This is a genomic window from Isoptericola luteus, from assembly GCF_020297055.1.
Lineage (GTDB): Bacteria > Actinomycetota > Actinomycetes > Actinomycetales > Cellulomonadaceae > Isoptericola > Isoptericola luteus.
Genome location: NZ_JAIXCQ010000013.1, coordinates 89,217 through 104,305 on the forward strand (window position 1 = coordinate 89,217; position 15,089 = coordinate 104,305).

Here is a 15,089-nt window from a genome sequence, read left to right on the forward strand (position 1 = left end):
CGAGCTGGAGCGACTCGTTCAGCCCGGCGCTGCTGAGACGGAACGCGACGTCGGGCCACACGATGGGGGCGGACGTGTTGGCCACGAGTGCGTCGATGGACGGCGAGGCGTCCGTGTTGGCCACGGCGATGATCTCGGGGGCGGCGGCGGCGAGGCCGCCGAGTGCCCCGATGACGACGGCCGCGACGACGAAGGCCGCACCGTCGGTGAGGATCCCGGCCACGATCAGGCCGATGGTGGTGGCCGCGATGATCATCCACTTGAGGATCTCGATGCCGGGCTCCTGCTCGGTGCTGTGCTCGACCGAGGCGGGCTGGGACTCGACGTACTCGAGGGTCTGGGAGCCGTCGTCGCGGGTCACGAGCGTGACGTGGTACCAGTGCGTGGCGTCGGTGATGGCCGTGATGCCGGGGCTGACCGCTGTCCTCGTCTGCGAGGTGATCTGGACGGTCTGGCCGCGCACGAGGATGTCGAGCCGGGTGAGCTCGGGACGGTACGAGCTCCCGTCATGGCTCACCGGCGGCAAGGACACCGCGACGCCGGGGCGGAGGTTGACCGAGGACGCGTCGCTCGCGACGCTCACGGCGTCGGCGTCCAGACCCGGGTAGCAGTGACAGAGAGCGGGGACCATCAGGTCCGTCAGGTAGCGCTCTGCCGAGATGAGGAAGCCACCGCCCGTACCCTGCGGGATGGCGTTCGGCGACACCTGGGGCGTCAGCCGGTCGCCGGGACGGCCGCCCGTGGTGCACAGCACGGCAAAGACGCTCGTGTCCGCCGACGCGCCGTCGAGGTAGGCGTAGTCGAGGTAGGACGGCGTGACGAACGCCCACTGTGCGTCGCCGTCGATCTCGTCGTCGATGTTCACGACCGCGAACACGTGGGTGAACTGGTCGAGGTTCGTGTTCGCCCACGCGGAGAGCCCCGCGCTGATGACGGCCCTCTGCACGATCCCGAGAGGGTGCGGTGCGCCGACGTCGACGACCACCACGACGGGGTCGTCGACGGGATCGTGGGTCGTGGTGCGCGGCACGAGCTTGCGCAGGGTCCCTCGTGCCGGCGGGACCGCCTCGGTGTGCGGCAGGTCGGCCAGCGTGATCTCGATCGTCGCGACGACGTCCTCGACCGTCGTGGTCCCGAGCGTGACCACGGGCATCGGCACGCTCATGCGCAGGTTGCGCCCGTCCCCGCCGCTGGTCACCTGCCACGGTCCGAACGTGGCGCGCACCGCGGCGGAGCCGCCGTCGGCCGGGACGTGCTCGAAGCCGGGCGGGCTCGACCCTGCGGCGACGATCGCGGCGTTGACGTGCGGCACGGGGATCGCGGACACCGTGTCCCACCCGTAGGTGAAGGCAGGTTCGCCGTCCGCGACCCCGGCCGGCCCGGAGGGGGCGACGACCGCGTTCACCACGTCAGGTCGCCCCCGAGCTGGAACGCCGACGCCAGCGAGGCGGTCTTCAAGCTGTAGCCCGACTGACCGGGCCAGTTGTGCGCCTGGATGCACCGCTCGGCGAAGGTGGTGAACGAGGGCAGCTTGTCGAAGTCGTCGCCCGCGGCGAGCACGACGAAGTCGGGGATCGCGGCGAGGGTGCCGCCGATGCCGGCGCCGATCATGGCGCCCACCAGCTTGGGGGCGACGCGCGCGAGGAAGCCGGACATGCTCGCCCCCGTGGCGCCGGCTGCCTCCGCACCGGCCGTCGCCGCCCCGTCGGCGGCCAGGGTCGTCGCCTGCGCCGACACCTCGCCCGAACCGTCGGCGATCGTCATGCTGGCGCCCTCCGCGGCGATGGCGGCGCCGTCCGCCGCGGCCTGCCCGGCTCCCTTGATCAGCGCGCCCACGGCCTCGCCCGCCATGCCGCCCAGGACTGCACCCGCGATGCCGATACCGATGCCCGTGAGGATCTGGGTGATCTGGACCTCTCTGCTCTTGGTGACGCTCACCGTGCAGTCGCGGTCCAGGTTCTCGAGCGTGAAGACCTTCACGGCGTTGCCCTGGGCGTCCTTGCCGTCCGCGAGCCCCGCGGTGAAGTGCTGGGTGTAGTTGATGTGCACGTCGATGCCGGGGCTGAAGCTGTATGCCAGGTCCACGAACTGGACCTCGACGAACGAGTAGTCGACCGAGAGCTTGAAGTCCGTGGCGGGGATTTTCAGTGCGCGGGTGTGACCGCCGTCGTCGACGAAGCTGCCGAGCGTCATGGCCGCGGAGTTGGTGACCGTCATCCCGTCGTTCGTGATGGAGAAGCTGGCCGCCACCCAGTCGTCGAAGGCCTTCTGGCGTTCCGGGGACCCCTGCTCCTTCGACGTCACCGACGAGGGCTGCTCGAACTGCAGGGCCGCCCCCGTCAGCAGCATCTTGTCGGTGAAGATCGGGCCGGAGATGTTGAAGCCGCTGTTCGAGCCGTCCGGGATGGCGTTGGGGCTGACCTGGTGCGTCTCCGGGGCCGGGCGTCCGCCCGTCATCGTCAGCACTCCGAACACCGAGGTGTCCATGGTCCCGCCGTCCGTCACCGCGTAGGACACCGCGGTGGGCGTGATGAAGGCCCACGTCTCGTCGGTGTCGATGTTCTGGCTGAGGTCGAGGTCGTGGAACACGTGGTTGAAGGCCGCCAGGTTCGCCCCCAGCCAGAGGTTCGCGAGCTCCTTGACGATCCCCTCGACGATGGGGCTCAGGTCGACGCCGGTGACGGCCCGCACGCTGGTCGCGGTTCCGCCAGGGTCCACCGTGAGCTGGTGGTTCGCCTCGGCCGCGGGGTTGGGCACGTACTGCAGGTTGATCTCGACCTCGAACGTCGCGCCTGCCAGACCGACCGGCCCGCCGGCCGGCTGCTGCAGGGAGCCGTCGATCACGGGCAGGTTCATCCAGACGTTCCTGCCGTCGCCGCCGAGGGCGAGCTGCCACGGGCCGAGGGTCGCCGTGAGGCCGTAGCCGTCGGAGCTTGCCGAGACCTTCTTGGCGTCGTCCTGGACGTTCGACCAGCCCTGGGTGATGGCCGCGTTCGCGTCACCGAAGCGGATGGCGAACGAGGTGTCCCAGTCGTAGGTGTCGACCTCCTTGCCCCCGCCGGCGCCCAGGGCGGACGCGGTGGCTCGCTCGTGCGCGGGCACGCCGCGGGTGGTCCGGTCGGAGGAGGTCTGCGCGGTGGTGGTCATGGGTCTTCCCTTTCGGGTGCATCGACGGGACGTCAACGGACGTCAGCAGACGTCAGCGGAAACCAGAGGGATCGAGCGGAGATCAGCGCGAGTTGGTGGACACCGTGCCGGCGAGCCAGAGCGCGCCGCTCAGCCCCCCCGCGGTGGGATCGGTCCGTGGGCCTGCCCAGTCGCAGACCGCCAGGGCCGTGGAGGCGATAGAGGCATCGAGGGAGGTGCTGACCGCGTCGGCGACGGAAGCGGTGACGGTGTCCGTGACCGCCGAGATGACGCCGTCGATGATGGCGATGCCGATGCCGCCGGAGAGGGCGCCGAAGACCCAGTCGTACCAAGGGATGTGCTTGGACGAGTCGATCCGGCCCGACGGACTGCCGGTGGACAGGGCCCCGGTGTCCGGTGAATAGCTCATGGCCGCCGTCTTGGTCCCGCTGAACGTGATGTAGGCGTCCGCGAGGCCGGTGATGTCGCACCGCCCTTGCACGGCGGTGACGACGTCTGACCCGTCGATCGACAACGCGTACGAGTCGATGTGCGGGTAGTAGGTGTCCGCGCCCCAGCTCGTCGTCCTGGTCCTGACGGGCCCGACGTTGACGATCGTCGCCGTGGTGTCCGACGTGGGCGTGACGGCGAACGTCCCGCCGCCGAACGCTTTCGGCAGCGCTGGGAGCAGACCGTGGGTCAGGAGCTGCAGGCCGCTGACGACCGCGAACCTGTCGGCGCCCGCGACGAGCACGGACGCGTCGAACGCGGACGTCGCAGGCAGGGTGCGACCGGTGACCACCGTCAGGACGCAGAGCACCGCGGGCCCCTGGGAGGACTCCTGGTAGAAGTAGTCCCAAGCCGTCGGGTTCATCCAGGCGTCGGCGCCGTCCGGCACCGGGACGAGCGTGGCGAAGACGTGCCCGACGTCGGCCCGATGGGCGATCAGGACATCGGGGAACACCTCCGCCAGCACGGCCGACCCGAGCTCCGACAGCTTGTTGCCGGGGTCGGAGACGCTGACCGTCGTCACGGCCCCGGGGGTGCTGTCACCGACCCCGGCCCCGCGGGTCGACAGGTTCAGCGCCAGGGCCCGCGCCGTGCCGCCTCCCGAGCCGGCTGCCGTCTGCTCCGGGCCGTGCGGGAACCACCCGAGCTGGACCTCGACGACGACGGAGACACCCCCCAGGTCGAAGGATGCGTGATCGATCCCTTGGCTCGGAGCCTCCACCTCGAGGGTGCCGGAGGCGAGCGGCACCGCGAACCGGAGCAGCTTGTTGCTGCCGCCCCGGACGATCTGCCACGGCCGGCACGCACTCGACAGGGCGATCTTCGCCTGGTCGGCCGTGTCCGAGCCGTCGTAGTGGAGCCGCAACGGCGGCTGCTTGCCGAACCATGTGTCGAGCGCCCGGTTAGCGGTGTCGACGGTGGACGCGTAGGCGGCGTCGAACCCGTAGGTGTCGACCATGGTCTCCCCCGGAGCTGTCAGCGGTGGTGGGCGCTTCGAGTCTTCGTCCGGCTCTGCGGGTCAGCAACCGTTGGCAGGGTCGACGCCCGGCGTACGCCCACGGCGGTGACGGTCAGGACGGAGCTCATGGGCGCTGACGCCTGGCGACGAAGATGCCGAGGGAAACCGAGCGTCACCTGGTGACTTGGCCCTGCGGGCGAGCCCGCGGCAGGAGCGGAGAACGGCCTGGGGCACGGCTGTACCCACCGTCAGAACTTCACCCGCACGGGAGCGGGCCCTCGACGTCGTGTCGGGCCGAAGCGCGGACGCCCCGCCGACGCCGGGGGGGGGGGGGGAGGGGGCGTCGGGGGCGGGCGCCCGCGGGGTCTGCCTGAGGGGCTCAGGCCCCGGTGGTCTGCGCGACGCCGGGCGTCCACTCCCAGTGCCACGGCTCGTACGCCCCGGCACCGCCGGTGCGGGCCCACGCCGGGTTGTCCCAGCCGTAGGTGGGTCCGAACGCGGCCAGCCAGTCCCAGCGGGAGCCGGCGTACGACTCGGCGCAGATGTCGACGGCCAGACCCCAGCCGTGGTTCGACGTGCCCGGCGTGGCGGCGAGCGTCGGCTTGGCGGCCTTCACGGCGACCTGGTCGCCGTAGGTGCGGTAGCCGTCGGTGATGCACAAGGGCTCGCCCCAGGTCGCGATGTACGCCTCGTTGAGCTGGGCGAGGGCGACGGCGGCGTCCGCCCGGACCTTCGTGCGGCCGTCCCACAGCGTGCAGAGCTCGCTGGCGGGGACCTGCCCGTTGGTGCCGAGCCCGGCGATCTCGCCGTCGCACCCGGGCAGCACGGGCTCCGGTGCGGGCGCGATCCTGCCCTCGCCCACCGTCTCGACGGACAGCGTCGTCTCGGCCGGGACGGAGACCTGCGAACCGGTGGTGGCCTGCTCCGCGGGCGCGGTGCGGACCCCGCTGCGCGAGGCGGCGTCGTCGCGCGCCTCCAGCGCCGTGGCGGCCTGCGTGACCGCGCGGAGGGTGCCGGTCGTGGGCCGGTCGTCCACCTCCGGCGCCGCGGCCTGCGGCGCCGTGGCGGTGAGCGTCGTGGTGGTGGCGACGGCGACGGTGAGCCCGACGCCGATCCCGGCCCAGCGGTTCGGGGTGCGCCGGGGGCCGTCGGCCGAGCCGGACCTCGTCGTCGGCCTGGTCTTCGGCGCGGTCTTCGACGGCGAGGGGGCGGTGCTCCTGGTGGTCTGCGTGGTGGTCTGCGCGGTGGTCTGCAGACCGGTCTGCAGGCCGGCCTGCACCGTGGCGGGTCGGGCCGCCGGGGTCGCGCCGGTACGGGGACGGCTCCGGCCGCCGCGGCCTGGGTCGCGCCGGCTCGGGAACGACGGCGGAGCGTCCTGGGTGCTGCCGTGAAGGACCTGCGTTGTCATGCGACCTCTTTCCGTGCCGGGGCCGCTCGGCCCGGCAGGAACGTACCGCACGGACCGGTCTAATGTCACGAAACGATCACGGCGACCGCGATAGGTTCGCCGGATGCGTCATCCCGTCCCGCTGGGCTCCTCGGCGGTCGCGGCCGTGCCGGGGTTCCGACCGTTGCTCGCGATGTCGGCGCTGGGCTTCTCCGGATACGCGCTGCTGCTGCCCGCCGCTCCGCTGTGGGCGGTGCACGGTGGCGCGGGCGAGGGTGGGGCCGGGCTGGTGAACGCCGTGCTCATGCTGGCGACGGTGCTCACGCAGACCACGGTGCCGTGGGTGCTGCGGCGCGCGGGGTGGCGGCTCACGATGGCTGCCGGCGTGGTGCTGCTCGGCGTGCCGTCGCTGCTGTTCATGGCCACCGACCAGCTCGGCTGGCTGCTCGCGCTGTCCGCCGTGCGCGGCACCGGCTTCGCCGTCCTGACCGTGTGCGGCTCGAGTGCCGTCGCCGCCCTCGTCGACGGCCCGCGGCACGGCCGCGCCATCGGGCTGTACGGGCTGTCCGTCGCGTTCCCGCAGCTCGTGCTGGTGCCCAGCGCGGCCTGGATCGCCGAGACGCTCGACTTCCGCGTCGTCTTCGCCCTCGGCGCCCTGCCGGCGCTCGCGGTGCCGTTCGCCGTGCTGCTCGGGCGGCGGCTGGACGCCGCGGAGGCCGCCGCCGCGTCCGCGGCTGCCGGCGCGTCCTCGGCTGCCGACGGCGCGGCCCGCGACGGTGGCGATGACGGCGGCGATGACGGCGGCGACAGCGCGGCGCCCGGCGGCCGCCTGCACACCCTGCGCGCTCTGGCGATGCCCTCGCTGGTGCTGCTCGCGGTGACGACGCCCGGCGGGGCGCTGCTGACGTTCGCCCCGCAGTTCGCCGGCGACGCCGGCGCGGCGGTGGCCGGGCTGCTCGGGTTCACCGCCGCGACCGCGCTGTCCCGCTGGGGAGTGGGCGGACTCGCCGACCGGTTCGGGCCACGGGCGTTCCTCGCGCCGCTGCTCGTCGCCTGCGCGGTCGGGCTGGTCGTGTGCGCGGGAGCGATCACCGGGGGCGGCGCCCGGCCGGTCCCGCTCGTGCTGGGCATGACGGTGGTGGGCCTGGCCTACGGCAGCCTGCAGAACCTCACGCTCGTCGCCGCGTTCGCCGCCGTGCCGTCACGGCAGCACAGCACCGCCAGCGCGGTGTGGAACATCGGCTTCGACGCCGGCACCGGCCTCGGCTCGCTCGTCGTCGGGTTCGTCGCCGCGGGAACCAGCTTCGCCGTCGGCCTGCTCACGACGGCGGTCGTGTGCGTCGTCGCGGCCGTGGCGGTCGGTGTCGCGGGACGACGCCAGAGCGGCGACGCCTGACCGCGGCGCCCCCCCGGACGAGCACGACTACCGGGCGCGGTGGTGGACGGCATCGTCAAGCGCCGGGCCGAGGTCGGGCCACGCGAAGGTGAACCCCGCCCGTGCGAGCCTCCCGGGCAGCACCCACCGGCTCTTGAGCAGCAGCTCGGACTCGTTGCGGAGCGCCCAGAGCGCGGGCTCGAGCAGCCACCGCGGTGCGGGCAGCCCGAACGGCGCGCCGACCGTCCGTCGCAGCTCCGCCATGAGGGTGCGGTTGTCGACGGGGTGCGGCGCGGCGACGTTCACCGGCCCGGCGAGCGACGCGTCGTCGTCGACGAACCGCACGGCGCGCAGGACGTCGTCGAGGTGCACCCACGAGAACATCTGCCGCCCGCGGCTGCGGTGCGCGGGCGCCGGCCCGCCGGTCGGGTGCTCGCCGATGCCCCGGTAACGACGGTGGCCGAACCACCACCCGTCGAGCTGCGGCCCGCCGACGCCGAGCCGTGCCACCTGCGCGAGCTGGTCGGACGCCGGCCCGCCCAGCACGATGGCCATCCGCAGCGCCACGCGACGCGTGCCCGGCAGGTCGCCGCCGAAGAACGCGTCCTCCCAGCCCCGGGCGACGTCGACGGAGAATCCGGTGCCCAGATCGCCGTCGTCCTCGGTCTGGGGGCGGTCCAGCGCGTACCGGTAGATGGTCGCGGTGCTGGCGTTGAGCCAGAGGCGTGGGGGCCGCGCCGCCCCGGAGACGGCGTCGTGCAGCGCTCGCGTGGTCGCGATGCGCGAGCGCAGGATCTCGTCGCGGTGGGCGTCGGTGTAGCGGCACCCGACGCTCTTGCCCGCCATGTTCACCAGCAGGTCGGCGCCGTCGACCAGGCGCGCCAGGGCGCCGTCCGACCAGCGGGCGTCGGGGCCGTCGCGGCCCACGCGGGCGACGTCGTACCCGCGGTGGGTCAGGTCCTCGACGACCGCGCGGCCGATGAACCCGCTCCACCCCGCGACGACCGCTCGCCTCGGCGTGGGGGAGGGGACCATCATCGTGGACTCCGATCTCATGTTGATCACTCGATTAAGTCAGTCGATCAAAGCATAGGATCGGGCCATGGCGGAAGCGGCGGTGCAGCGCACCCGGGGCAGGAACGCCGACGAGACGCGCCGTCGGCTGCTCGACGCCGCCGACCGGGTGCTGCGCGAGCACGGGTACGCCGGCACCTCCGTGCGGACCGTCGCCGCCGCGGCAGAGGTCAACCCGGCGCTCGTCTTCTACCACTACGGCGGGGTCGACCCGCTGCTGCTCGCCGCGCTGGACCGCGCGAGCGAGACCCGCCTGGCCGAGCATCGCGAGACCGCCGCGCAGGCGCGCACCCTCGAGGAGCTCACGGCGGCGGCCGTCACCATCTACCGCACCGACGTCGAGCGCGGGTACCTCGCCTCGTTCAGCGAGCTGGTCGCCGCCGCGGTGACCAAGCCGGCACTGCGCGCGGAGATCAGCACCCGGGCGGAGGTCTGGGTCGCGTTCGTCGAGGAGCACTGGGAGCGGGTCGTCGGCGGGACGCCGCTGGCGCGCCTGCTCCCTGCGCGCGAGGTAGCGAACGCGGCGATCACGTTCTACCTCGGCGCCAACCTGTTCTCCGTCATCGACCCCGACGGCACGCGCACCGAGGACGTGCTCGGCCTGGCCGGGCGGCTCGCGCCCCGGGCGTCGCTGCTGACGATGCGGCTGCCCCGCCGCCGCGAACGCTAGGTGCGCGGCGGCGAGGGCTCCGCGCCGTCGCACTCAGGCGCGGTCAGCAGCCCTCAGCCGCGCAACGAGGCGAGCACCTCCTCGTAGTGGGCGTTCTCCATCACCCCGAGCACGTTCCCGAACGGGTCGAGGACCGACGCGGTCACGTATCCCGGGCCGCGCTCGACGGGCGCCTGGTGCTCCGTGGCGCCGAGCGCGAGCAGGCGCTCGTGCGCGGCGCGGGCGTCGTCGACCGCCCAGTACGCGACGGCACCCGCCGCGCCGTCGGGCTGCGGCGGGGCGAACCGCCGGTCCATGATGCCGAGCTCGTGCTGGTAGTCGCCGATGCGGAACTCCGCGTAGGCGAGGGCGCCGTCCGCGTCCCGGGCGAAGTAGGCCTCGGCGTCCAGCGCCTTGGCGTACCAGTCGCGGGCGGCGGCGACGTCGTCGGCGAGGTACGTGATGGTGGTGAGTCCGCGCAGCATGGTCGTTCCCTTCGGTCAGGGCGTCGGGCGACGCCTCCTGAACACCATCGTGGGCGCCAAAGTGCTCACCGACTGAGCACTTTGTGTGCCAGTCTCGGAGCATGCGTGCCGACCGGCTCATCCAGGTCCTGCTCCACCTGCAGTCACGCCCCCGGGTGACCGCCGCGGAGCTCGCCGCCGACCTCGAGGTCTCCGTCGCGACCGCCCGCCGCGACCTCGAGGCACTCTCGACCGCCGGGGTGCCCGTGTACTCGCAGCCGGGCCGCGGCGGGGGCTGGTCACTCCTGGGCGGGTCGCGCACCGACCTGTCCGGCCTCACCGCGCCCGAGGCGCGCGCACTGTTCCTCCTCGCCGGGCCCGGCGCCGCGTCGTCCGACGACGCCCGCGCAGCGCTCCGCAAGCTCGTGCGCGCCCTGCCCGCCACCTTCCGGGCCGAGGCCGAGGCGGCCGCCGCGGCCGTCGTCGTCGACCGAGAGCGCTGGAGCACGACCGGGCGGGAACGGCCCGCAGGGCTGGGCGAGCTGCAGCAGGCCGTCGTCGAGCGCCGGCGTGTGCGCATCGACTACACCGGCGCCACCGGGCGCACGTCGCGGCGCGACGTCGACCCCTGGGGCCTCGTCGACAAGGACGGGATCTGGTACCTCGTCGCCGGCACGCCGCACGGGTCCCGCGCGTTCCGGGTGGACCGCATCGGCGGGCTCGAGGTCACCGACGAGCACTTCACCGTGCCCGCCGGCCTGGACCTCGGCGCCGAGTGGGAGCGGGTGGTGGGCGAGGTGGAGGAACGGCGCTCGGCGACGTGGACGACCGTCGTCGTGCGCGCCGAGCATGTCGGCGTCCTGGGCGCGCAGTTCGGGCGCCACACGCACGTGGAGGGACCCGTGCCTGGCGGCGGACGCGACGGTGGCGACGATGGCGACGGGGGTGATGTCGACGGGGGTGACGTCGACGACGGGGACGACGGGGACGGCAGCCGGGCGCGGGTGCGCGTCGGAGCGCCGACGCCGCTCGACGTCGCGCGGCACCTGGCCGGCTGGGGAGCGCAGGCCGACGTCGAGGGTCCGCCCGAGGTGCAGGCCGAGCTCGCCCGCCTCGGCGCGGAGCTCGTCGCGAGGTACGGGCCGGGCGGACAGTGCGCCCGGGCGGCGACGAGGCCGGGCTGCCGCGCGTCGTCCTCTCTGATCGGGAGCGGTCGTCAGGGGTGCGTGCCAGGCTCGTCGTCATGACCGACACGTCCGGGCGCGCCCCGGTGATCCCGCTGGTGGACCTTGGCGGCAGGTCCGCATGGAGCGTGCTCCCGCCGCTCATCCTCGGGTTCTTCATGATCATGGTCGACACGACCATCGTGAACATCGCGATCCCGACCCTCACCGAGCAGTTCTCCGCGTCGCTCATCGAGGTGGGCTGGGTGAACAGCGCCTACCTGCTGTCGTACGCGGTGCTGATGCTGCTCGCCGGGCGGTTGGGGGACCGGTACGGGCAGAAGGCCGTGTTCATCGTCGGGCTCGTCGTGTTCACGGTCTTCTCGTTCCTGTGCGGGTTCTCCGGGAACATCGGCTCGGCGCCCGAGATCGGGTGGCTCATCGCGTTCCGCGTGCTGCAGGGCGTGGGCGCGGCGCTGATGACGCCGCAGACGATGTCGATGATCACGCGCGTCTTCCCGGCCAGGCAGCGCGGGGCCGCGCTGGGGCTGTGGGGCGCGACGGCGGGCGTGGCGACGATCGCCGGACCGCTCCTCGGCGGCGTCTTCGTCGAGACCGTCGGCTGGGAGTGGATCTTCTACGTGAACATCCCGGTGGGGGTCGCGGCGCTCTGGTTCTCCGTCACCCGGCTGCCGCACCTGCCCTCGCACGGCACGACGCTCGACCCCCTGGGCGTCGTGCTGTCGCTCGTGGGTCTGGGCGCCGTCGTGTTCGGCCTGCAGGAGGGGGAGAACTACGACTGGGGGCAGATCTGGGGCCCGGTGACGGTGTGGAGCCTCATCGGTGCCGGACTGCTGGTGATGGTGGCGTTCGTGGCCTGGCAGTACCGGATGGGGGCGGACGCGCTGCTGCCGCTCCGGCTGTTCCGGTCGCGGAACTTCTCGCTGGCCAACGTCGACGGCATGGTCGTGACCTTCGCGATGATCGGGATCTTCTTCCCGCTGACGATCTACCTGCAGTCGATCCTGGGCCTGACGCCGATCCAGGCGGCGCTCGTGATGATGCCGGGCTCGTTGGTGTCCGGGGTGGTCGCCCCGATCGCGGGGAGGCTGTCGGACCGGGTGCCGGCCAAGTGGGTGGTCGCCGCCGGGTTCACGGGGATCGCCGGGTCCGTGGTGTGGCTCGCGGCCGTCCTCGACCCCGCCCTGTCCCCGTGGGTGCTGGTCTGGCCGATGGCGCTGTTCGGGGTCGGGACCGGCCTGACGTTCTCGCCGTTGTCGAACCTCGCGACCTCCGGCCTCGACGCCCGCACCGCCGGCGCCGGCGCAGGGGCGTTCAACACCAACCGGCAGGTGGGCGGCGTCATCGGGTCGGCGGTGGTCGTCGCCGCGTTGTCCTCACGGTTGTCCGTGACGGTGCCCGCGGCCGCGCAGGAGCTCGCGACCAGCCTGCCCCAGCAGTACCGGCAGTCGTTCGTCGACGGCATCACGCGGGCGAGCGGAGACCTCGGCACCACGGCCACCGGGTCCGTCCAGCTGCCCGACGGGGTGCCCGCGGACATCGCCGAGCAGGTCGGAGCCGCAGCGCAGCAGGCCTTCGTCGCCGGGTTCGCCGACGCTGCGGCGCAGACGTTGTTGCTGGTGGGGGCGGTGCTGGTCATCGGCATCGTGTGCGCGGCGCTCATGTCCGCGACGCAGCACCACGAGGACGTCGAACCAGTCTGAGCGCCCCTCCCTGCGCGAGTTGTCAGGTTCACGTTGATCGGAACGTGCACGTGGTCCTGACAACTGCTGGGCGTCGGGAGTTGTCAGGACCACGTTGATAGGAACGTGCACGTGGTCCTGACAACTCGCGTGGGGCTTCTCGTCCACAGGACGTTCCGACACGATCGCGTCAGATCCCCTAGTGTCTCCACGTTGTCGTGTCTCCACGTTGTCGTCGTCGACCGAAAGCATCCCGTATGCCTCGCGCAACGCTCGCCGCCACTGCCGTCGGCCTCGCCGCGGTCCTGCTCCTCGCAGGCTGCGGCCTGGACGGACCCGAACCGCCGCCCGCCGCGTCGGAGTCCACGACGCCGGGGCCATCACTCTCCGCGTCACCGTCCGTGTCGCCGAGTCCCACGTCGACGGTCGCCCCGCCCGAGCGCCCGGCGGAGATGGACGACGACGGTGCCGCAGGTGCCGAGGCTGCGGCGGTGTACTTCAAGTTGCTCGATCCGTACATCATGAAGACGGGCGACACTGCCGAGTGGGAGGCGATGTCTCACAAGACGTGCCAGACCTGTGCCAACAGGCTCGAGCAGTCGCGCGAGATTGCCCAGAATGGGGACAAGTTTCACGGCGGTGAAACTCATGTACGCACTCTGCAAACTTACGAACAGGATCCTTCAACGGGGATCTGGCCGATTGATCTTCAAGTAACAACGGGTGCCGTTGAGATTACCGATCCCGCTGGTGAAACAGTCTTCTCGTACGAGAAGGTCACTTATTCGATCCGAATCGAGATGTCACGGGTTGGCGAGGACTGGGCCGTCGTCGGAGTCTCCAACCTTGACGAGGAGTGACCATGTTGAAGATGGGTGCAGTCTTCATGATTTCGGGAGCGCTCCTTCTTGGGTCCTCGAACGATCGCACATATGATGCCGATGTTGATGACGTCGACGACACTGCTACAGCGACCGCAATCGGCTCGTCGAACGCCCAGCATCAGAATGATCAGGATGATTCGTCTCAGGCAGGTCCTGAAGATAAGTACGTCCGGGTCGACGCGGTCACGTGCTTGCAGCTGAACGACACGAACTATCTGCAGGACATCGTGGATGCGCCGGGGGCTTGTGATGCGGGCGAGGCCGGCTTCATGGCGGACCCGGACTGTGACGAGTACTGGTTGGCGCCGTTGTGGGTCCAGCGGGTCCGTGACGACGGGGGCTACGGCGCGCCCGAGCAGCTTTCTGACGGGCAGTGTGTGACTCCGGCGGACCTGGCGGTGGAGGCGGCGCGGGAGTTCGCGGTGATGAAGGTCCCGACGCCGCCGGTGACGGTGCAGGGCGGTGAGCCGATGCTCGTCAACGTGCACTACCCGGCCTACACGACGGCTGAGCCGCAGGAGCTCGAGGCCGTGCTGTTGGACGTGCCGGTGGTGATCCGGGCGGATCCGGCGCAGTTCGTGTGGGACTTCGACGACCCGTACTCGGCCGGTGGCGGCACGTTGACCACGACGGAGCCGGGGCGGGCGTGGAGCGAGGGTGATCCGTTGCCGGACGCGTCCTGGGTGGGGCACACGTACAGCCGGCTGGGGGAGCCGGGCACGGACGTGGGGACTGCTGTCGACGCGGAGGGGGACGTCTACCGTTCCGGGATCGAGGTCTCGTTGACCACGACGTGGCGGGGCAGCTTCCGCATCCAGGGCAGCAGCACGTGGACTGCGATCGAGGGCACCATCACGACCACCAGTACGACCGCTCCCGCGACGGTCACCGAAGCGCGCACCCGCCTGGTCTGCGAGGACCTCCACGGCAACGACGTCTGCTGACCCTCGCCGTGTCAGGGCCTCGACCACCGGAAGGTCCACGTCGTCCTGACAGCTCGCGGCACTGCCCGGGCGGTCGTCACGGGCACCCTCGGAGACTGCCCACAGGGTGAGCCCGCGTCTCGCGCTATGGTCGGACGGCTCTCGCGTTCACAGTGCGTGGCGAGTGAAGGTGTGGTGAACGTGAATACCTGGGCGCTGGCGCGTGTTGGCACCACCGGGTCGGGCGGGGCAGTATCGACGGCGCCTCTCCAGACCGTGCACCCGGCACGGCCGACCGCGCCGCGTCGGCGGCGCCACAGACGATGCAATCGTGAGACGGGACGACGACGAAGATATGAACGATCTGCTGTACGTGAACGGTGGTACTCCGCTCGAGGGCACGATTACGGTGCGCGGGGCGAAGAACTTCGTGTCCAAGGCGATGGTGGCGTCGTTGTTGGGTGAGTCGGCCAGTGTGTTGCGTAATGTGCCGCAGATTCGTGATGTGGGTGTGGTCACGGGTTTGTTGGAGCTGCATGGTGTGACGGTGGCGTCGGATCCGGGTGCGGGGACGTTGGTGCTGGATCCGTCGAACGTGGAGTCGGCGCATGTGGCGGATATTGATGCGCATGCGGGGTCGAGCCGGATCCCGATTCTGTTCTGTGGTCCGTTGCTGCACCGGTTGGGGGAGGCGTTCATCCCGGATCTGGGTGGGTGTCGGATCGGGGATCGGCCGATCAACTACCACCTGGACATCTTGCGGCAGTTCGGTGCGGTGGTGGACAAGCTGCCGAACGGGATTCATCTGCGGGCGCCGCGGCGGTTGCAGGGGACGAAGATCGCGTTGCCGTATCCGTCGGTGGGTGCCACGGA

11 protein-coding genes and 2 pseudogenes are annotated in these 15,089 nt (G+C 71.7%); 7 read left to right on the forward strand and 6 right to left on the reverse strand.

The annotated features are described in order from the left end of the window. Positions 1 to 7 precede the first annotated feature (7 nt). The 4 genes and pseudogenes from LEP48_RS16095 to LEP48_RS16110 form a co-directional block, all read right to left on the reverse strand. Positions 8 to 1,501 (reverse strand): annotated as a pseudogene (locus LEP48_RS16095) (TULIP family P47-like protein); the annotation flags it as partial. Further along, positions 1,402 to 3,147, reverse strand: a complete 1,746-nt coding sequence (locus LEP48_RS16100; protein ID WP_225566590.1) for a TULIP family P47-like protein — start codon at positions 3,145 to 3,147, stop codon at positions 1,402 to 1,404. The gene LEP48_RS16100 and the pseudogene LEP48_RS16095, both read right to left, overlap by 100 nt. An 82-nt stretch (positions 3,148 to 3,229) precedes the next feature. After that, positions 3,230 to 4,594 carry a TULIP family P47-like protein gene (locus LEP48_RS16105; protein WP_225566591.1) on the reverse strand — a complete coding sequence of 455 codons (1,365 nt, stop codon included), beginning with the start codon at positions 4,592 to 4,594 and terminating at the stop codon, positions 3,230 to 3,232. 379 nt (positions 4,595 to 4,973) lie between these two features. After that, the gene (locus tag LEP48_RS16110; protein WP_225566592.1) at positions 4,974 to 6,002 is read right to left on the reverse strand and encodes a M15 family metallopeptidase; all 1,029 of its coding nucleotides are present in this window, start codon (positions 6,000 to 6,002) and stop codon (positions 4,974 to 4,976) included. Between the two features lie 103 nt (positions 6,003 to 6,105). Here LEP48_RS16110 and LEP48_RS16115 point away from each other — a divergent pair, with 103 nt between their 5' ends. After that, positions 6,106 to 7,377, forward strand: a complete 1,272-nt coding sequence (locus tag LEP48_RS16115) for an MFS transporter (RefSeq protein WP_225566593.1) — start codon at positions 6,106 to 6,108, stop codon at positions 7,375 to 7,377. 27 nt (positions 7,378 to 7,404) lie between these two features. Here the strand turns inward: LEP48_RS16115 and LEP48_RS16120 are convergent, their stop codons facing one another. Next, positions 7,405 to 8,412: an epimerase gene (locus tag LEP48_RS16120; protein ID WP_225566594.1), complete on the reverse strand. Its 1,008-nt coding sequence runs from the start codon at positions 8,410 to 8,412 to the stop codon at positions 7,405 to 7,407. 46 nt (positions 8,413 to 8,458) lie between these two features. On the opposite strand from LEP48_RS16120, the gene LEP48_RS16125 reads away from it, so the two are divergent. Next, positions 8,459 to 9,100, forward strand: coding sequence for a TetR/AcrR family transcriptional regulator (locus LEP48_RS16125; RefSeq protein ID WP_225566595.1), 642 nt, complete (start codon positions 8,459 to 8,461; stop codon positions 9,098 to 9,100). Positions 9,101 to 9,153: 53 nt separating this feature from the next. Here the strand turns inward: LEP48_RS16125 and LEP48_RS16130 are convergent, their stop codons facing one another. Next, positions 9,154 to 9,564, reverse strand: a complete 411-nt coding sequence (locus tag LEP48_RS16130; RefSeq protein WP_225566596.1) for a VOC family protein — start codon at positions 9,562 to 9,564, stop codon at positions 9,154 to 9,156. Positions 9,565 to 9,665: 101 nt separating this feature from the next. Here LEP48_RS16130 and LEP48_RS16135 point away from each other — a divergent pair, with 101 nt between their 5' ends. From LEP48_RS16135 to LEP48_RS16155, 5 genes and pseudogenes are all read left to right on the forward strand, one after another. Continuing rightward, positions 9,666 to 10,790 carry a helix-turn-helix transcriptional regulator gene (locus tag LEP48_RS16135; RefSeq protein WP_225566597.1) on the forward strand — a complete coding sequence of 375 codons (1,125 nt, stop codon included), beginning with the start codon at positions 9,666 to 9,668 and terminating at the stop codon, positions 10,788 to 10,790. Next, a complete protein-coding gene (locus LEP48_RS16140) occupies positions 10,787 to 12,430 on the forward strand; it encodes a DHA2 family efflux MFS transporter permease subunit (RefSeq protein WP_225566598.1) in 1,644 nt (547 codons plus the stop codon). The genes LEP48_RS16135 and LEP48_RS16140 overlap by 4 nt, the downstream gene beginning before the upstream one ends. A gap of 236 nt (positions 12,431 to 12,666) precedes the next feature. Continuing rightward, positions 12,667 to 13,269 carry a DUF6318 family protein gene (locus tag LEP48_RS16145; RefSeq protein ID WP_225566599.1) on the forward strand — a complete coding sequence of 201 codons (603 nt, stop codon included), beginning with the start codon at positions 12,667 to 12,669 and terminating at the stop codon, positions 13,267 to 13,269. A 215-nt stretch (positions 13,270 to 13,484) separates the two neighbouring features. After that, positions 13,485 to 14,237, forward strand: coding sequence for a hypothetical protein (locus LEP48_RS16150; RefSeq protein WP_225566600.1), 753 nt, complete (start codon positions 13,485 to 13,487; stop codon positions 14,235 to 14,237). A gap of 334 nt (positions 14,238 to 14,571) precedes the next feature. After that, positions 14,572 to 15,089: pseudogene (locus LEP48_RS16155) on the forward strand (UDP-N-acetylglucosamine 1-carboxyvinyltransferase); the annotation flags it as partial.